Origin of the sequence: Microcoleus sp. Pol10D4 (assembly GCF_036701555.1) — a bacterium.
Lineage (GTDB): Bacteria > Cyanobacteriota > Cyanobacteriia > Cyanobacteriales > Microcoleaceae > Microcoleus.
On sequence record NZ_JAUBRA010000020.1, the window covers coordinates 59,515 to 78,136 of the forward strand.

General features: G+C 44.3%; 14 protein-coding genes and 1 pseudogene. 9 read left to right on the forward strand and 6 right to left on the reverse strand.

Translation table 11 applies throughout. The features are described 5' to 3' along the window. Positions 1-43: 43 nt before the first annotated feature. Positions 44-2,941 (reverse strand): EAL domain-containing protein, encoded by a 2,898-nt coding sequence (locus tag QUA36_RS12845; protein WP_333457820.1) that lies wholly within the window; start codon positions 2,939-2,941, stop codon positions 44-46. 798 nt (positions 2,942-3,739) lie between these two features. Between QUA36_RS12845 and QUA36_RS12850 the strand changes: the two genes are divergently transcribed. The 7 genes and pseudogenes from QUA36_RS12850 to QUA36_RS12880 all read left to right on the forward strand — a co-directional run bounded on the left by QUA36_RS12850 (position 3,740) and on the right by QUA36_RS12880 (position 12,060). Continuing rightward, the gene (locus QUA36_RS12850) at positions 3,740-4,318 is read left to right on the forward strand and encodes a hypothetical protein (RefSeq protein WP_333457822.1); all 579 of its coding nucleotides are present in this window, start codon (positions 3,740-3,742) and stop codon (positions 4,316-4,318) included. Positions 4,319-4,670: 352 nt separating this feature from the next. Beyond that, on the forward strand, positions 4,671-5,708 hold the full coding sequence (locus QUA36_RS12855) for a M28 family peptidase (RefSeq protein WP_333457824.1): 1,038 nt from the start codon (positions 4,671-4,673) through the stop codon (positions 5,706-5,708). 190 nt (positions 5,709-5,898) lie between these two features. After that, complete coding sequence (locus tag QUA36_RS12860; RefSeq protein ID WP_333457826.1) at positions 5,899-7,764, forward strand: ABC-ATPase domain-containing protein; 1,866 nt, start codon at positions 5,899-5,901, stop codon at positions 7,762-7,764. Positions 7,765-7,867: 103 nt separating this feature from the next. Further along, positions 7,868-10,228, forward strand: a complete 2,361-nt coding sequence (locus QUA36_RS12865; protein WP_333457828.1) for an FHA domain-containing protein — start codon at positions 7,868-7,870, stop codon at positions 10,226-10,228. 59 nt (positions 10,229-10,287) lie between these two features. Then, on the forward strand, positions 10,288-10,770 hold the full coding sequence (locus QUA36_RS12870) for an SRPBCC family protein (protein WP_333159508.1): 483 nt from the start codon (positions 10,288-10,290) through the stop codon (positions 10,768-10,770). Positions 10,771-10,775: 5 nt separating this feature from the next. Beyond that, entirely contained in the window at positions 10,776-11,225 is a 450-nt protein-coding gene (locus QUA36_RS12875) for an EVE domain-containing protein (RefSeq protein ID WP_333456617.1), read from the forward strand. A 109-nt stretch (positions 11,226-11,334) separates the two neighbouring features. Continuing rightward, positions 11,335-12,060: pseudogene (locus tag QUA36_RS12880) on the forward strand (IS1 family transposase). Positions 12,061-12,252: 192 nt separating this feature from the next. Here QUA36_RS12880 and QUA36_RS12885 read toward each other — a convergent pair. Both QUA36_RS12885 and QUA36_RS12890 read right to left on the reverse strand, forming a co-directional pair. Further along, on the reverse strand, positions 12,253-12,843 hold the full coding sequence (locus QUA36_RS12885) for a hypothetical protein (protein WP_333457831.1): 591 nt from the start codon (positions 12,841-12,843) through the stop codon (positions 12,253-12,255). A gap of 237 nt (positions 12,844-13,080) precedes the next feature. Beyond that, positions 13,081-13,470 carry a DUF1830 domain-containing protein gene (locus QUA36_RS12890; RefSeq protein WP_333162048.1) on the reverse strand — a complete coding sequence of 130 codons (390 nt, stop codon included), beginning with the start codon at positions 13,468-13,470 and terminating at the stop codon, positions 13,081-13,083. A gap of 374 nt (positions 13,471-13,844) precedes the next feature. Here QUA36_RS12890 and QUA36_RS12895 point away from each other — a divergent pair, with 374 nt between their 5' ends. Beyond that, on the forward strand, positions 13,845-15,425 hold the full coding sequence (locus tag QUA36_RS12895) for a photosystem II high light acclimation radical SAM protein (RefSeq protein WP_333371198.1): 1,581 nt from the start codon (positions 13,845-13,847) through the stop codon (positions 15,423-15,425). Positions 15,426-15,554: 129 nt separating this feature from the next. On the opposite strand, the gene QUA36_RS12900 is transcribed toward QUA36_RS12895, so the two are convergent. Further along, positions 15,555-15,755, reverse strand: coding sequence for a hypothetical protein (locus QUA36_RS12900; protein WP_333457833.1), 201 nt, complete (start codon positions 15,753-15,755; stop codon positions 15,555-15,557). Between the two features lie 129 nt (positions 15,756-15,884). Between QUA36_RS12900 and QUA36_RS12905 the strand changes: the two genes are divergently transcribed. Beyond that, positions 15,885-16,331 (forward strand): hypothetical protein, encoded by a 447-nt coding sequence (locus QUA36_RS12905; protein ID WP_333457835.1) that lies wholly within the window; start codon positions 15,885-15,887, stop codon positions 16,329-16,331. Between the two features lie 133 nt (positions 16,332-16,464). On the opposite strand, the gene QUA36_RS12910 is transcribed toward QUA36_RS12905, so the two are convergent. Both QUA36_RS12910 and QUA36_RS12915 read right to left on the reverse strand, forming a co-directional pair. Beyond that, the gene (locus QUA36_RS12910) at positions 16,465-16,860 is read right to left on the reverse strand and encodes a pre-16S rRNA-processing nuclease YqgF (RefSeq protein WP_333162043.1); all 396 of its coding nucleotides are present in this window, start codon (positions 16,858-16,860) and stop codon (positions 16,465-16,467) included. Positions 16,861-16,889: 29 nt separating this feature from the next. Further along, positions 16,890-18,581: a DUF3084 domain-containing protein gene (locus QUA36_RS12915; RefSeq protein WP_333457837.1), complete on the reverse strand. Its 1,692-nt coding sequence runs from the start codon at positions 18,579-18,581 to the stop codon at positions 16,890-16,892. Positions 18,582-18,622: the final 41 nt, after the last annotated feature.

Here is an 18,622-nt window from a genome sequence, read left to right on the forward strand (position 1 = left end):
CACGCAGCGTTACAACCGCACGCAGTCGTAAGTCGCGACCCAATTAAGCAATTTTCACTTGTTGCAACTGAGAATTTAGCAATAGCTTCCTAGCATCACCAGCCGACAGGGCAGGGCTGAAATAGTAACCCTGAATTTCTTGACAGTGGAGTTCGCGCAAACACTCCAACTGCTCTTTAGTTTCTACTCCTTCGGCTACCACGCTCAAGTTCAAATCTCGCCCCAGCGTCGCTACAGCCTTGGCGATCGCGCGTTCGCACGGATCAGTCGTCAGTCCGCTGACAAAGGATTTATCTATTTTTAAGATATTCAAGGGAAACTTTTTGAGATAATTTAGAGAACAATAACCCGTGCCGAAATCGTCCAGCGCAATTTGCACTCCCATATTCTGCAACTCCCTGAGAACTTTTGTGGTATAATCCACATCTTGCATGGCTGTAGTCTCAGTAATTTCTAATTCTAAATACTTGGGTGCTAAACCGCTTTTTTCCAAGCACTTCGCTACCATTTCTAATAAATTAAATTGCTGGAACTGCCGAGCCGAAACGTTGACTGCTACCCGCAAATCTGGCTGCAAAGCATCCTGCCAAGCTTTATTTTGAGTGCAGGCTGTTTGCAGCACCCATTCCCCAATAGGTACAATGAGTCCGTTCTCTTCGGCGATCGGAATAAATGTAGCGGGAGTAACTAAACCTAATTGTGGATGTTGCCAGCGTAGCAGGGCTTCCATACCCTGAATTTTCCAAGTAGCGATGTTGACTTTTGGTTGGTAAAAAACCTCAAATTCTCCCTGTTCTAAAGCCTCGTGCAGCCTGTGTTCTATAGTTAGTAACTGGCTGCCTTGGGGATTAATTGTTGAAGTATATAACTGATAGTTATTTCTTCCCATTTCTTTAGCGCGGTACAAGGCGGCATCGGCATTTTTGACTAAAGTTTCGGCATCTTCGCCGTCGTTTGGATAAAGGGCAATGCCGATGCTGCTGCTAACATGAAACGGCTGTCCTTCTAGTTTAAATGCTGGCTTTAAATTGTTGAGTATTCTTTGAGCTGTTTTAACTGCATCTTCTAAGCAATTGATATCGGGAAGCAGTATGGTAAATTCGTCGCCTCCCCAGCGGGCAACCGTGTCAGTCGATCGCAAAGTGTCGCTGATGCGTCCGGCAAAACCTTCTAACAGGCGATCGCCCGCAGCGTGACCTAGTGTATCATTAATCTTTTTGAACCTGTCCAAGTCTAAAAACATCACAGCTAGCATTTTTTTGGTTTCTTTAGCTTGTTTTAAGGAAGCCAGCAGCCGCTCGTTAAAAAGTATCCGGTTCGGTAAACCTGTGAGTTGGTCATAAACAGCTTGATAGCGAATAATTTCTTCAGCTTGCTTGCGCTGAGTGATGTCCATCATCGTGCCGATCGCCCTTACTGCTTTGCCACTTTCATTACGGATGATATAGCCGCGATCTAGTACAAAAACATATCCCCCGTCTGCACGGTGAAAGCTGTATTCTTCCGACCAATATTGAGCGTCTGAGTTCATTGTTTCGTTGAAGCTTAACATCACTCTTTCCCGTTCTTCGGGATGAATATTTAGCCACCACGATTCTACTTCTATCGTCTGATTTTCGTTGAGTTTGTATCCAAAAACTTTTTCAAATTCTTCACTCAACCAATACTCATTTTTTGATAAATCAAAATCCCATACGGCATCATTTGTCGCCCGCGTCAGCAGGTGAAAGCGTTCTTCGCTTTTGCGTAGTTTTTCTTCGGATTGCACCCGTTCCGTTACATCCCGAAAGCTGAATACCCGACCAGTAATTTTGCCTCCGGTGCGCTGGGGCAGCGAGTAGCGCTCGAAAATTCTGCCATCTGTCAACTCGATGAGATCGTAACTTTCTGCTGCAGGACGATCGGACAATTCTTTAGTACGGTTGAGAAATATTTCCGGGTATTTTAACAGGTTGATTCCAAACGCCAAAATTTGGTTGTTATCTCTCGAATCCAGCAGGAAATCCGGCAACTGCCACATTTCGGCAAATTTGCGATTAAAGGTGAGAACTGTGCCTCCACTGTCAACCGCCAGAATACCGTCAGCAGTAGATTCAATGGTTGCTTGAAGCAACGAAAGAGATGTTTCTAGTTCTAGCTCTGCTAATTTGCGATCGCTGATGTCAAACGCTGTGATTAATATTGAGGCTTTTTTTTCAAATTTGATAATATCTACAGTTGCTTCAATCCAGCGCATTTCTCCAGTTTTCGTGACTATTACTAATTCATATTTAGACCCTGCATTTGAGCGCGCATGGCTGGATTTACCCCATTTTTTAACTATTTCTATAAAATCTAGATGAATTAAGTCGTATAAATCCAATGCTAGTAATTCTTCGCGAGTATATCCTGTCAGAGCTTCTGTCTGAGCATTGACATAACGGAACTGTCTACGGTGATAGATAAATGCCACAGCATTCACAGTTTCTATCAGTTGGCGAAACTTTTTTTCACTGCGCCGCAAATTTCTTTCAACCCGCTTGCTATCGGTAATATCTTCTGCTATATATAACTTGCCGCTGACCTTACCTTGACCGTCGCGAATAATTGAAATAGAAAGCAGTACAATTATTTTTTTTCTGTGTTTAGAAAGGTAGACTTTTTCGACGTTGCGGACAGAACCTTCGGCTGTTAAACTAGCTAACTCTAACTCCTGTGCCGGTGATTCACTTTTCTTAAAAAGTCCGGCTATTGGTTTGCCTAACAACTCTTTTTTAGAGTATCCCAGAAGTTGACAGGTAGCTTGGTTTAACGACAGGATATGACCGCCCGGGGTGGTCGCAATTATCGAGACGTTCATTTCCTCGCAAATATCCAGGACATATTCGGCAGTTTGCTGCAAATCTTGGGTCATTTGGGCAATAGTATGCCAGATATCCTGTTCTTTTTTTGGATACAACACTTTTTCTCCTTTTGGTAGCTTGTCATTCTCTGTTTCAGACTTCGGCTTGATTAACCTCATCCTCTTGGATAAGCTATTTACTGTCTTCCCCCTGATAAATAATGAGATTACTAAACAAATAAAAACCAGAGAATAACCGATTATTGTTAACCTAATAGTAGGTTCTTTTCTAGAATTTTTCTGAGATTGTATATAATTGTAACTCGGTAATTGTAGTGGCTCAATTGGGGATAATTTATCTAAAAATAATGCAGCGCTTGCAGAAGTAAGGGGGCGAGATGCCGATCGCAAATAGCTATGTTTCTGAGACCCAACCACAATCCCTTCTACAGGGCTAGTACCATGTCCATCTCCTAGACTTGTCGGTAATTTTTTGGGATTAATGCAACATTCCGCACCAAAAATAGCAACCGCGAAATATCCCAACATCAATTGAAAAATTATTTTCATTAGATCCTGTTCCTAATAAATTTAAATAAATCCTTTTTCCGCAATCCTAAATGTTAAAACTTTTAGCATAACTTGCTCTGCCATAGGAAAACCCAGCCAACCTTAATTAATGTGGGCTTGTAAATTAAATTGTACCCAGCTAATAACTTAGCTTTATAACTAATTACAATTTTAATCTTAATTTAAAATGTGTCATCAGCCATTGTGCCACAAATTATCCGCCATTCTGCCTAGACACCGAGTGGAAGCGCGCTAAGATTAGATAATTCCCGCAAGGAGGCGATCGGGATTTGTTAGAAAAATAAACAATTAGCTTAAAATCGATGCAGAGGTCCACTAATTGAACCCATGAGTCAGACCATCCCAGAACTCCAAAAAGAAGTCCGCGCGCTGCAAGCAGAAGTTACCGCCCTGCAAGAGTCGCGGGAAAAACTTGCCGTACAGCGCTCAGAGTGCCGAGTGGCAGTCAGTTTTCCCAAAAATAATACTCCTGAAGCCATTGCCGAGTTCCACCAGCAAACTGCTGCTTTTGGGGAGCAGTGGTTGCAGCAAATCCAGGAAATTGACCGAGAGACTAAAAATATTGAAAAGCAACTGCAACAAAAACAGGCTTTACTCAATTACAAGCAAGGTGAATTAGAAAAAATGCTGGCAGGAGAGCACTGGCAAGAAGTAGAAAATACTGTTCAAACCGGGGAAAAGCGCTTGCAAGCACAAGCTCGCAGAATCAATCAAGCAGCAGCGCAGCTAGAGGTAGAAATTCAAGCTTTGAAAGCACTGTACGACCAACTAAACCCGAGTTATTCTGAGTGGTTTCAACAACCAACTCAAATAGTCAAATTTTCTGCAACAACTATTCCTTATGCTGTTCCCAGCAGCAGCGGGTTGATATTGGAGAATAAGGAGATTGAGTGGGAAAAAACGTAGTTTTGACTTGTAAAGTTTCAAGGTAAATTAGTGATTTGAATGTCGCCGTCGAACCATCTAATAAGCAATACAGATTCGACGGCAACATCGCAATTATTTTACCTGCTTTTTTAGATAAAAAATACAAAACTGCCTCTGGTACAGCTAATTTTAAGATTTTTGAGTTTCATTTTTTGAAACAGGTTTATTTTTAAGTCTCGTGTCAATCTAAAATCTAAAATATAACAGTTCTGGACGCATCAACCGGGTTTTACGAAAAGACTTTGTTGCAGCCCTCGCTTCCGCTAAAAAACCCGGTTGATGAGAGCGAGGAGTGCGTGAGCTCTGTCTAAAATCTCAAATAAACTTACTGATGAAACAATTGATTTGGATAGCGCTATTTATTCTGGTTGCGGTGACGGCTGTTGGCTTGGGTTCTGACTCGTGGCAGCGGTTGTCGGCTGTACCCGAAGTTGGGATCGATCGCAATATCCACACTTCTCAAAACCCGTCTCCCTTACCGCTTCCTGCTGAAAAAAATGCTTTTTCTCTGCCCCAAATAGACCAGTCTCGCTTGTGGAAACACGTCGATAGTTTAGCAGGAGAACGGGATGGAGAAGGCTCTCGATCTTTTACTAGAGACTACATTTCCCAACAACTCCAAACATTAGGATTTTCCCCTGATTTGCAGCAGTTCGATCGCGGAATCAACGTCTTCGCTGAGAGAAAAGGTACTGACTCAAACGCCGGTGCAATTTTAGTGGCAGCACACTACGATACTGTACCAAACTCCCCAGGCGCTGACGACAATGCGACGGGAGTTGCAGTAGTTTTAGAAGTAGCAAGATTGCTGGGTTCTCGCCCCACACCTCGGACATTGCAAGTAGCATTTTTCGACAGGGAAGAACTGGGACTTTTAGGCAGTTTAGCATTCACTGGTAGCGAGGCGCGGTTAAAAAATTTGCAGGGTGCGATCGTCCTGGATATGGTAGGTTATGCCTGCCGCACGCCCGGATGCCAGCAATATCCCGAAGGATTGACAGCGCAACCTTTTCTAGAAGCATCGGGGGTAACTTCTCCCGATAAAGGCGAGTTTATCGCTGTGATTGGGGATGCGGAACATCCGCTGCTATTGAAAAGTTTTGCGGAGTCTGGAAAAGCCGATTTGCCGCCGGTGGTGGCGCTGCCGGTTCCCCTGAAAGGGTTGCTGACTCCCGATGTTTTACGCAGCGACCACGCGCCTTTCTGGTATAAAGGAATTGGTGCTGTGTTGGTGACGGATACTGCAAATTTGCGATCGCCCCACTATCACCAATCTAGCGATACATTAGCAACTATCGATCGACCTTTTTTCGCCGGTTCTGCTCAAATTGTTGTTAATGCCGTTGCTAAATTATTGGAAATTCGGTAATTGGTAATCGGTAATTGGTAATCAGCAATCTACTCATTACCAGGCAGGGCCTGGTAACGCATATCCAGAGGCTCTGCCTCCAATTTTCCCACGCCAAGCAAGCGGGGCAGAGCCTCTGGATATCAATTCCTAGGCAGAGCCTAGGAACTAGGTAAATAACTAATAAGTAATAACTAATAAGTAATAACGAATGACTAACAAAGAAAGCCTGCAACGGCATTTACTGCAACTAGACAATCGAGGCTACAAAGCCTACAAAGACATTCAAGGTAGTTACGACTTTTCTGAATTTCGATTAATTATTGATTACGTGCAGGGAGATCCGTTTGCTTCTCCGAGTAAATTTAGAGTCAGAGTTCCGCCAAACATTGCTCAAATTCCTTATCAACTTTTCAATTCTCGCAGTCGAGAAATAGCCTTGCGAGATTACCTAACTCGCCAGTTTGACAAAGCAGCACACAGCATCAGCAGCAAACGCGGTACTGGGAAAAGCGGTTTGATTGCAGTGACTGGCTTCGGACAAGAAGTTTTAGAGCGAACTTCCGCATTTATCATTTCCTCAAATACATCCGATATCGAAAATTTAGGAGGAGTTGAACTGCGATTTGCCGTCGGACTTCCAGCGGGCGGGCGCAGTATTTTAGGGCGACAAGCTGCTGAAATGCTCTGCGAAGATATTCCGCAAATTGTCAGTAATTCTCTCAAATATTCTCACTTAAATGCTGCGGAATGTCGCCATCACGTTGAAACTGTAGAAGATGCTGACTGGCTGCGGCAGCAGTTAGCTGAAAACCGATTAGTTGCGTTTGTGGCTGACGGTTCTATTTTGCCCCGCCGCACGGGTGTTGACGATCGCCCTTTGTTAAATAATGCTGTGGCTTTTGAGTCGCCGCCGTCGTTAAAAGTTGAGTTTAATTGTCCGAATCGCGGTTTGATGTCCGGTATGGGTATTCCCGCTGGCATTACTTTGATTGTTGGGGGCGGCTATCACGGCAAATCAACTTTACTCAGGGCGATCGAGTTGGGAGTTTACAACCGAATTCCGGGAGATGGCAGGGAATTTGTGGTGACTAATCCGGCGGCGGTGAAAATTAGAGCGGAAGATGGCAGAAGTGTCGCGGGAGTTGATATTTCGCCTTTTATTAACCACTTGCCACAAGGTAGAGATACTGCACAATTTTATACTGAAAATGCAAGCGGTAGCACGTCGCAAGCTGCTAATATTATTGAGGCTTTGGAAGTGGGGAGAAAGAAGAAGGAAGAGGGAAGAGGGAAGAAGGAAGAAGGAAGAGGGAAGAGGGAAGAAGCTCAGTCTTTTGTTTTAGACACGGAGTTAGTCGCTATTTCAGAAGGGGATTTAGTGCCTGTTTTATTGGTGGATGAGGATACGGCGGCGACGAATTTTATGATTCGCGATCGCCGAATGCAGGAACTCATCGCTAAGGATAAGGAACCGATTACGCCGTTTATTGATAAAGTTAAACAGTTGTACGCAGATTTGGGCGTATCGACTATTTTAGTCATGGGCGGAAGTGGCGATTATTTTGATGTGGCGGAGACTGTGATTGCAATGGAAAATTTTCAAGCATATAATGTGACGGAAAAAGCTAAAAAAATAGCAAGTAATTACTCAATTAGCCGCGCTGGTGAAGGGGGAGAAAATTTTGGTGAGATTAGTCAAAGAGTGCCGGTTCCTGCTAGTTTAGATCCGAGTCGGGGACGGCGAGATGTGCGGGTGAAGGTGCGGGATATTGATGAATTGGCTTTCGGAACTGAGGAGATTGATTTGGGTGCTGTTGAGCAAATTGTGGACAGCGGACAGTTAAGGGCGATCGCTGCGGCAATGGTTTATGCTAAGCAGCAATACATGGACGGAAAACGCACTTTGTCGGAAATCATAGATTTGGTGATGGCAGATATTCACGCGCAGGGGATGGATATTTTATCGCCTTTTCCTGAAGGGGATTTTGCCATGTTTCGACGGTTTGAATTAGCGGCGGCAATTAATCGGCTTCGTAGTTTGTCCGTTGTTGCCAAAATGACTGTTGACTGTTGACTGTTGACTGTTGACTGTTGACTGTTGACTAATGACTAATGACTAATGACTAATGACTTTTTGATATGCTAACAAAAGTGAGTGCAAAAACCGCGATTGAAGTATGACAGGCAATATAGGACAACTGACTGCTTTAAGCGATCGACCGTATTTAGTATTAAGCAATCAAGGCGAGGTTTTACAGTTAGAGTTAAAACAGCAGCAACACGTATTGGGGCGCGATGGGACTCGCGCTGATTTAGTCATTCCCGAACCCTGGCGCGCAGTTTCCGGCGTTCACGCTGTTTTGCGCCAAATTGGGGATAATTACTGGATTTACGACGGTGACGGGCAGCGGCCGAGCACTAATGGCTTATTTGTCGATCGCACTCGCATCACTCCCAATGACGGTTATTGTCTGAAAAACGGCACAGAAATTAAAATCGGTCTCGATCCTCAAAATCAAGTTTTGCTGACTTATTTTAATCCGCTGGCCAATCAGGTTGCTGTCCCTAGCAAGCAGTCAATTCTTCTTAAGAATCGGTCGGTTTTGTTGGGCCGCGATCCAAACGCTTCGCTGCAATTAGATGCGCCGCTTGTTTCTAGACGCCACGCCACAATCGACCAAGACAGTCGCGGTAATTATATTTTGCAAGACCACAGCGTTAACGGGGTTTTTGTTAACGGTCAGCGAGTGACAAATTCTGTGCAGTTGTCCGAGGGAGATGCAATTCGGATCGGCCCGTTTACTCTAACTTACCGCAGCGGTGAGTTACAAATGCAAGACCGAGGCAATCAAATTCGTTTGGATGCTGACAGTCTGGTGATTCCGAAGCGTTTGGATAACATCACTTTGGCGATCGAACCGGGGCAGTTTGTGGCTTTAGTCGGCGGTAGCGGTGCGGGTAAATCTACTTTAATGCGGACGCTTTTAGGCATCGAAAAAACTACTAACGGCGCTGTGTTTCTCAACGGCGACAACCTGCGCCAAAACTTCAATATTTACCGCAATCAAATCGGTTACGTGCCTCAAGATGATATTGTACACGCAGATTTGACAGTAGAAGAAGTCTTGAGTTATGCAGCTAAATTGCGCTTACCTCCCGATACAGATGTCAAGCAGGTAGTCGCAAAAACTTTAGAAGATATTGAAATGACTCACCGCCGCAAGGCTTTGGTAAAACAGCTTAGCGGCGGACAGCGGAAGCGGGTCAGCATCGGAGTTGAACTGTTAGCAGACCCGAAACTTTTCTTTTTAGACGAACCGACTTCAGGACTCGATCCGGGTTTGGATAAGAAGATGATGCAACTGCTGCGAAAGTTGGCAAATCAAGGCCGGACGGTGATTCTGGTGACTCACGCGACGGCAAATATCACGATGTGCGATCGGATTGTTTTTATGGGTCGCGGCGGACGCCTTTGTTACTTCGGCCCGCCTAGGGAAGCGCTCGATTTTTTCGATGTCAAAACAGGCGATTTTGCAGACATTTACAACGAATTAGAAACAGGAGAAACCAACGTTCAAAGCTGGGCAGAAAAGTTTAATAAATCTCCCTACTATCAGCGCTATATTGTCAACCACTTCAGCACAGGCAACGCTAATGCAAAAATACCTTCTGCACCTTCTGTACCAAAATATCAATCTTTTGTAAAACAACTCGTTTTGCTTGCCCAGCGCTATTTACAACTCGTTTCCCGCGACTTAATTAACTTGAGTTTAGCTCTTTTAACGGCTCCGATCGGCATTAGTTTGCTGCGGCTAGCCGTCAGAGATAAAGACCCATTAATTGGCGCACCGGAGGCAACTTTAGCACCTTTGGCGCTCAGAGTTCTATTTGTATTTACCTGTGCGGCGATTTGGGTAGGACTGGCAACTTCTCTGCAAGAAATTGTTAAAGAATCTGCTATCTATTTGCGCGAACGTTTGGTCAATTTAGGATTGTTTGCTTATTTAGGTTCAAAACTTTTTATACTTTCTGGTTTAGCAGTATTGCAAACACTGTTAATGGTAGGAGTTATTCTGATTGCTTTTAAATCCCCAGAACCGAGTTTAATTTCCTGGTCTGTGGGAGCAAGCATTACCACATTCCTAACTTTGATGAGCTGCATAAGCCTTGGATTAGTCGTTTCCGCGATTGTTAAAAATAGCTCTCAAGCTAATAGCGCTTTGCCTCTATTATTGCTGCCTCAGATTATTTTTTCTGGAGTTTTGTTTAAGATGGAAGGTGCGGCGAGCAAGTTTTCTTGGCTGATGTTAAGCCGCTGGTCTGTGGGTGCTTACGGCTCTTTAGTTAATGTGAATGGGATGGTTCCCGCGCCTACTACATTACCGGACGGGAGTACGCTTCCTCAGCCGTTTGAGCCTACTCCGGTTTACGATCCAACCTGGGAGAATTTGAGTTTAAATTGGGGTATTTTGTGCGTGCATATTTTCGTTTATTTGATGTTGACTCTGTGGTTGCAGAAGCGGAAGGATATTTTATAATTAAAATTACGCCTTTTCAACTCACAGTTCATTATCAAATCAGATGGGGGGAGAGATAAATGTTAGTTAAAGCCAACGCAGTAGTAGAAATTGCTGCATCGCCTGAAGTAGTCTTTGATTTTGTTACCTCCCTGTCAAATCTGCCCAAAGTCTTTCGCGGATATGGCCCAATTCCAGCAATTATTAAAGCTGAGATGGCAGATGGTGGAGAAATGCGTGAAGGCGGCGTGCGGCGGATAGAAAATTCCGACTCTTCGGTTATTGATGAAGAAATCATTACTTTCAAAAAGCCAGAAAGACAAACCTACCGACTGGTTAGAGGGTTTAAGTTTCCGATTTCTCTACTCATTGAGTCTGGTGGGGGAGATTGGAATTTCACTGCTACAGCAAAGGGAACTCGGATTGATTGGGAGTTTTATTTTATGCTGACTTCTCCGGTATTCTATCCCGTTGGGTTGTTGCTAGTTCAGGTTTTTATGCAAAAAGCTATGCAGCAGTGTTTAGATAAAATTCAAGAATATTTGGCTAACCCAAGCGAATAGATTATATGAATTATTGGCTAATGAAGTCTGAACCGGATGTTTATAGTATTGCGGATTTGAAGCACGATCGCACTTCCATTTGGGATGGTGTCCGCAACTATCAAGCGCGCAATTTTATGCGAGAAATGAGTCGAGGAGATTTAGTATTTTTTTACCACTCTAATACTCAAATACCGGGAATTGTCGGCTTAGTGCGCGTCGTTGAAACTGGAATTGCTGATCCGACTCAGTTCGATATTAATAGCGAATATTATGATCCTAAATCGCCGTTTAATGCTCCTCGCTGGCAAACTGTGAGAGTTGAGTTTGTTGAGGAATTTGCTAAGTTAATATCTTTGGATGAACTGAAACAAAAGTTTAGTGCTGATGAGATTTTGGTGGTAAGGAAAGGCAATCGGTTATCGGTGATGCCGGTATCTGAAGTTGCTGCTGAGAAGATTTTGAAGATGAGATGAGTTTATTACTCACTTTATACCGGGCGAGCGTAAGTCACTAGCAACGCGAACAAACAAACAAAGTCCGCAGGCGCGGACTGAAGAATAAATGGCGTTGCTGAGTTAGAGTATGAATAGGAGGAATAATTTATGCAATACAAGCGAATGTAAATCAACCCATATCCGTAAAAATGGCAAGAAGAAAGGAAAACAGAATCACATTTGTGTCCAATGTGGTCGTCAATTTATTAATCACTATGAACCCCATCGAGGTTATAGCGAGAGTATCAAACGTGATTGCCTAAAAATGTATGTCAATGGTATGGGATTACGGGCGATAGAACGAGTTAAGGGAGTTCATCATACCGGGCGTAATAAATTGGATAAAACAAGTCGGAAAACTGTTGCCAGATGTTTATGATCCTGAAGTCATTCCAGAAGTTGGTGAACTCGATGAATTACAAACTTATGTAAAAAAAAACAGACAAAATCTGTCTGTGGACAGCGGTTGACCACTTTCAACCAGGAATTTTAGGCTGGGTATTAGGGAATCATAGCGCTAAGATATTTGAACCATTATGGGACAAGGTAAGTGCATGGAAATGCTACTTTTATGTAACTGATGGATGGTCTGTATATCCCATGTTTATTCCTGATGGGTAGCAGATTATTAGCAAGACTTATATGACACTCCTTAGAAGGGAAAAATACCAGACTAAGACATTATTTGGCTAGGCTAAATCGTCAGACTCTTTGTTATTCTAAATGTGAGGAAATGCTCAAGCATTCTATTAAGGTATTAATACATTACTTGAAATTTCATGATATTCCCATTCCTGGGGCATTCATACCTTGATTCAGCAACGCCAATAATTGTTGTTTGAGAATGCACGCACGATTTGGCAGAATGGATGGAGATATTTTGGTTTGTAAGGCAATTATCTATGTATATCTTGCCTTACAGATTTTTTTTGGCTCACTTTTTCAGTGCCATTGGACTGAAGTCCTCACTACCAACTTTATAACAGTTATTGTACCGGAGATAATATTACAGATTTCCTTTAATCCCGATCGCCGTAACAATAGTCCACGCATCCACCAACAGCAGCAGCAGCGTACATAAAAGTAAAATAATATACATCCAAGGCTGCGACAAAGGGCGGACATCTCTAGTATCAATACCTGTTTTTGCTTCCACCAAACCGACTAATTTACCAAACCCAGCCACTCGCATTGGCAACAAATAACCTTCACCCGAATGACTCAAAAAATAGTAAACTAAACCTCCTTGACCTGTCGATCGAGGTTTGAGAGCTTTTACCTCAGTCCAAGGTAGCGACCAACCCTTGCGAAACAAACGCGGAAACCACTTGGGATAGGTGACTTCAATCCCTTCCTCGCTCAAAATTACCCTTTCACTGAGCACGCCGTACAAGCCCACAGCGCCGACAACAATTGCCGCCCAGAGTGCGGCCGGGGGAATCGGTGCTTTCGTTACTTCCGACAAAAACGGCAATGGAATTGTCAGGGCTGTGTACAAGCTCAACAGCGTGATTCTAATCAGGGGAGAAAGCCGGAATACCGCCGGCTCAAATACTGGGGCAGAAGATGGGGAAGAGGCAAGAGGTTGTGCTGACATGGCTGAAATTCGAGAAGCTGTTTAAGGATATTTTTGCACAGTTGTCGGGCCCGCCAACCAAACTCAGGGAAATAGGAAAAACCGGACAATATTTCCAGTTGTGAGTTTTGATCTAAAATTCATTTCAGAAACTTTGATTCTTAACTGTTGAGTTTTTACCGCTTTGCAGAAGTTGGAATTTTGAGCGCGGAGTTATCAATTCACTGACAATTTATAACTCAAAACTCACAACTGCGATTAATCGACGGCGGTTAGGGCCGGTACAGTCAGAGGTTCTGAGATTTCTCGGGACTTGGGGCGGCCGGCCATGACTGTTCGATCGCCCTGAACTGCCTCTGGGGATCTGCTAGGATTGACGTTTGAATAGGGGCCTTCGTTAATCTGCAAGCGATCGCAAGGAATTTTATCCGACAAAATTGCACTAGCCATCATCCCGGTGTGAATTTCCAATGCTGCGGCCGGCATCGCTTCAAACACTAAGCGCTGTCCGGGAAACACCACTCGTTCAAAGTACCAGTTAGGAATGTTGGTGATACGAGCAATCTGAATTTGACTGGTGGCGTTGACGTAGCAGCACAGAATCTTGCTGTCGGTGTCTGAGGGTACGGGGTCAAGAATTTGAGCCATAACTGCTGAGGGAGCCTTGCCTAAAAGTTTTAGTTATCTTCTCAGGCTAACACTAGGTGATCCCGCCTACTGTAAAGCCGACTACCAACTCCCTAATACATGAGAGACCGATCGAACCTAACTTAAAATCTAACCGGATAAATATCGGCTTTTTGACTCCCCGCTGGGATTTTAAGTCAAAATACGCTGTATAGACTTAAAAATTAGCTTTTTTCTGCTGCTGTCGCCGATCGACACCAACAAGCTCGGCCTTGAGCTCAATAGAAAAATTTAAGAATATTTAATGTCAAATTGCGAAAATTAGACATATTGTAAAGTTATATTAAAAGAATATTAACATAGCTGAAAAAGTTCCACTTTAGGATATGGCAATCATGGAAAACCGAGAAAACCGAGTCCTGTACGTTCGCCTCCCTTGCAATCCTATTTTCCCGATCGGAGTTGTGTATCTTTCGGATCACGTACACAAGCTGTTTCCCGATGTCGAACAGCGCATTTTTGATTTAGGTGCCGTACCCCCCCTGGATTTCGCTAAAGCTTTGGATGCCAGCATAGACGAGTTTAAGCCGACTCTGCTGGTTTTCTCTTGGCGCGACATTCAAATTTATGCGCCCGTGGGCGGCCGGGGCGGAAATCCGCTGCAAAATGCCTTCGAGTTTTACTACGCCAAAAATCCGCTGATCAAGTTCCGGGGAGCCCTCGGAGGACTGCGTTTAGCCGCGTCTTACTACACCGAACTCTGGCGCAATTTGGGACTGATTAAGCGCGGATTGAAGCGGGCCCGGAAATACCGCCCCGAAGCTCGTGCAGTGGTCGGAGGCGGTGCTGTGAGCGTGTTTTACGAGCAGTTGGGCCGCAGTTTGCCGACGGGAACTGTGGTTTCGGTGGGGGAAGGCGAAGCTTTGCTGGAGAAGTTGATTAAGGGCGAAGATTTGGCCGAGGAAAGATGTTATGTGGTGGGAGAAACCGTGCCACGCGCGAAGCTAATTCACGAAAAACCAGCCAACATCGAGAAAACAGCCTGCAACTATAACTACATCGAAACCATTTGGCCGGAATTTTCCTATTATCTGCAGGATATGGACTTCTATGTCGGAGTCCAAACCAAGCGCGGCTGTCCTCATAATTGCTGTTACTGCATTTATACGGTGATTGAAGGGAAACAAGTGCGGATCAATCCAGCGGATGAGGTGGTAGCAGAGATGCGGCAATTGTACGATCGAGGTATCCGCAATTTCTGGTTTACCGACGCTCAATTTATCCCAGCACGCAAATTCATCGACGATGCAGTTGAATTATTGCAAAAAATCATCGCCGCCGGCATGGACGACATACACTGGGCAGCTTACATCCGTGCGGACAATCTCACACCAGAGTTGTGCGATTTGATGGTAAAAACGGGGATGAATTACTTTGAAATCGGCATCACCAGTGGTTCCCAGGAACTGGTTCGCAAAATGCGGATGGGCTACAACTTGCGAGTAGTTTTAGAGAATTGTCGCGATTTAAAAGCAGCCGGTTACAACGATGTGGTTTCCGTGAATTACTCGTTTAACGTCATTGACGAAACCTTTGAAACCATCCGGCAAACTATTGCTTATCACCGAGAACTAGAGCGGATTTTCGGAGCAGATAAAGTAGAACCTGCTATTTTCTTTATCGGGTTGCAGCCGCACACTATTTTAGAAGAATACGCCTTTAAAAAGGATATTCTGCAACCGGGTTACGATCCGATGAGTTTGATGCCTTGGACAGCGCGCAAATTGCTGTGGAATCCCGAACCTTTGGGTTCGTTTTTCGGGCAAATTTGTTTAGAAGCTTGGCAGCGGAATTCCAATGATTTCGGCCGCGAAGTGATGGCTATTTTGGAGGAAAAACTCGGCTGTGCGGATTTGGAAGAGGCATTAACCGCGCCTGTGGAAATCAAAGACAAACAGTTGGCAGCAGTTAATTAATTACCAGGTTCGCAGTCAGGACGAAGGTTATTTTAAAAATGGGAAATGGGAGGAAAAATGTATCTTCTGTTTCCCTTTTTATTATTGACTAAATAGCTAAGCACAAATAAACATTACCCTGTAACTGAGTCAGTTCGCGATCGCATGGGCGTCTAGAAACCCGGTTTCTACGAAAATCAAAGGTTTACTAACGAGAAATATATGAAGAAACCCGGTTTCTAGAATCAGCGTGAACAAGCCATAAAATCTTAAAAAAGTCCTAAATACAAGAGATTGCTTTCCTTCGATCGCATTGACATACTTATGTATTTTTACTGGTGTAGCGTGCACAGTTCGCACCTTACTTAAACCGACGGTGTACCGTGTTCCTGCACCTTTCACCTCTGAGATTAAATATTATTAATATCCAGCAAATATCGCTTAAGATGTAATTATATAGTTAAAACCAGGAGTGACCAGATGTTTTATAAAGATAGAGTTAAGGGTATTAAAGGAGTAGTTCTAGTTATGGCGGGGATTAGTGCGATAGGCTTTTTGACCGCCTCAGCAGAAGCAACTCCACTAAATCAACCGATTGGCAAAGTTCGGGCGATCGCACCCAACACTTTGGGCAATAACCAACCGCTGCAAATTGCTCAAGTTGAGGGATGTCCGAGGGCCGAAATGGTGCAATCTTTCGCAACGCCCAACTTTTCTATATACATTTGCAAAACCCAGGAAGGCGATATTTTTTACCGCGGCCTCAGCAAGATAAATGGCACCCAAATCAATGTCATGCAAGTAACTACAGGTGATGACGGAAGTTATGAAGCGACTAACGGCAATATTATCTATTCGATTAACCCCGAACGCCTGCAAGTCCGGCAGAATGGTAAGGTAATCTTGACCGAAGGTGTTATCAAGTAGCCCTAATTGTGATTCAACGATCGCTCCTCTAAATTTAGGGTGTATTTTATTTAAGTGAAAAATTCAAGACCAGCAAAAATATATTGATTCCTTAATAATCAAAGAGAATCAGTGGTAACGGTTATAAAATTAACTAACTTTTGTTTAAATACCTCTCAATTAGGACGATCGCCACAATATCGTCCACTGGCTTCGGTGGCGTCCGCATTCCCTCGGGAATCAAGCGAGAAAGTCCCGTCGGAGGGTACATTTGCCAGTAGCGTTCCCTCGCTTCTAAACTGCTGTATCTCTCGTCAACCTGAACAATTTTGAGCGCAGGCGACAAACTCTGCGTCAGTTTTTGTTTCCAACTCTTAGAAGTCGTTTGATCTCCGATTACCAATAACTCAATGGGAAACTGTTCGCACAAAGATTGAATAGTAGATATCGCTGCTTCGGACTGCACAACTTGATGGTAGCAGACCTTCTTATCTCTACCCATTACAGCTATGCCACATTTGTCTTTACCTGGATCGAAACCTAAAATCATAGCCCGTTACCCATTATTAATTACCAAATTTAATTTTTAATTTTCAAGTCTCCTGAGTCTTGTTTTTGTTGTCCGGTGCGAAAAACAATGACTCCGTTTTCAAGAGCAACTAAATCTATTTTAAGCGGGCCGGCGATGTAAGTGACATCTGCGGCGATCGCCTGAACGTCCAGCGGTTTCTCGTACTGCTGCAACCGCTCGATAAAACCAGCCAAAGTTTCAATCTGACTGTCGGCCACTTGAACTCTACCGCCGACAACACCGATCAGGCGAGCGCGAAATTGACAAGCTTCTATCAATTGCAGCAACTGCTGCCGCACCTGTTCGTCGGTCAAAGTCACGGGATCGACAGCAACCCCTGCAATCACATCTCCAGCGCGGAAAACAACTCGATTGATTTCTGCTTCTGCAAATACCTTAATTACCTTTTCTTCCCGCAGGTAATTAGCGCCGGCGACAATCCGCACCACGTAGTCTTGACCGTCTTTAATCTGACTAATTAGTTGATCGATTTCTGCTTTAGTAATTTGAATAATCTGGTCTCTAACCTTCCTATTTTCCGGCTGCATGAGTCCGACGGTGGTTTTATTTGCTTCTTGCAAAAGTCGATCGATCGCGCGACTTGCCATACCGGGTTCGATAATGCGAACGACGCCAGCAGCTAAAATTTGACCGCGCCTGATGGCAACTGTACCCTCGCGGATTGCCTGAAAGTCCCGTTCCAAAACTTGCACTTGCTGCTGCAATAAAGTTTGCTGCTGTTCTAGTTGAGCTTGTTGCTGTGCCAAGGTTTCTAAGAGTGCTTCCCTCTCGGCAATTACTTTGTCGCGCTCGACAATTATTCGATCGCGCTCTGCCAGATTTTGCACCCGCTGAGCAATTTCCTTGTCTCGCTGGGCAATTAGTTCGTTGCGAGCGACAATTTCCTTGTCCCGCTGGGCAATTTCTGCCTCTCGCTTGGCAATTTCTCGATCGCGCTGGGCAATTTGAGTTTTTACCTGCTCTCGCTGCTCAATTAACTGTTGGCGTTCCTCTTGCAGTTGAGCGATTTCCGATCCTAAAGTCGTTTTTTGAGCAGAAACTGTTTTCAATTGGTTCTGGGTGCGATCGAGCTGAGCTTGTGTATTCGATCGGGCCGTTTCGACCAGTTTCAATTGTTCTTCGGTGCGGGATTTAGCTGCTTCCACACTGCTGAGCTGTTCTTCTGTCTGAGATTTAGCCGCTTCTACCTGACTTAACTGCTGTTCAGTTTTAGACTTGGCTGCTTGCACGCTGTTGAGCTGGGCCCGCAGCGAGTTTAATTTTGTTTGCGTCCGAGCTTGCTCAGCATTAGCCGTTTGGAGGGATTGATTAATTTGCTCTAAATTGGCTCTAGCTTGCGCTTGAGCGGCTCTGGCTTGAGTTAATTCAGTTTCAACTCGATTTTTTTCTTGAGTGGTTTGGTTGAGTTCTCTGCGGGCGTTGTTAAGTCTTTTTTGAATTTCGTCTATTCTAAAAACTCCTGTTCGCAGCGGTTTGCTAGTCGCAAACAAAATGCCCAGAGTCAGTGCGGACAGGATGCTGCCGGCCATTACTGTCACAACAACAGCAGTATCGCGGGGGCGAAGTTTGAACAAGCTCAACCTTGCCTTGCCGACTTTCGTCCCAAGGCGATCGCTGACAGTGGCGATCACACCCCCCAACACTAAAATTACAAATACCAGGATGTATCCAGCAGTCATTCCGATTTTAGATTTTGGATTTTGGATTTTGGATTGAATCT

Coding starts and splice junctions, on each gene's coding strand:
- QUA36_RS12850 (WP_333457822.1), top strand. CDS start 3,740: ATGAGTCAGACCATCCCAGAACTCCAAAAAGAAGTCCGCGCGCTGCAA.
- QUA36_RS12855 (WP_333457824.1), top strand. CDS start 4,671: ATGAAACAATTGATTTGGATAGCGCTATTTATTCTGGTTGCGGTGACG.
- QUA36_RS12860 (WP_333457826.1), top strand. CDS start 5,899: ATGACTAACAAAGAAAGCCTGCAACGGCATTTACTGCAACTAGACAAT.
- QUA36_RS12865 (WP_333457828.1), top strand. CDS start 7,868: ATGACAGGCAATATAGGACAACTGACTGCTTTAAGCGATCGACCGTAT.
- QUA36_RS12870 (WP_333159508.1), top strand. CDS start 10,288: ATGTTAGTTAAAGCCAACGCAGTAGTAGAAATTGCTGCATCGCCTGAA.
- QUA36_RS12875 (WP_333456617.1), top strand. CDS start 10,776: ATGAATTATTGGCTAATGAAGTCTGAACCGGATGTTTATAGTATTGCG.
- QUA36_RS12885 (WP_333457831.1), bottom strand. CDS start 12,843: ATGTCAGCACAACCTCTTGCCTCTTCCCCATCTTCTGCCCCAGTATTT.
- QUA36_RS12890 (WP_333162048.1), bottom strand. CDS start 13,470: ATGGCTCAAATTCTTGACCCCGTACCCTCAGACACCGACAGCAAGATT.
- QUA36_RS12895 (WP_333371198.1), top strand. CDS start 13,845: ATGGAAAACCGAGAAAACCGAGTCCTGTACGTTCGCCTCCCTTGCAAT.
- QUA36_RS12905 (WP_333457835.1), top strand. CDS start 15,885: ATGTTTTATAAAGATAGAGTTAAGGGTATTAAAGGAGTAGTTCTAGTT.
- QUA36_RS12910 (WP_333162043.1), bottom strand. CDS start 16,860: ATGATTTTAGGTTTCGATCCAGGTAAAGACAAATGTGGCATAGCTGTA.
- QUA36_RS12915 (WP_333457837.1), bottom strand. CDS start 18,581: ATGACTGCTGGATACATCCTGGTATTTGTAATTTTAGTGTTGGGGGGT.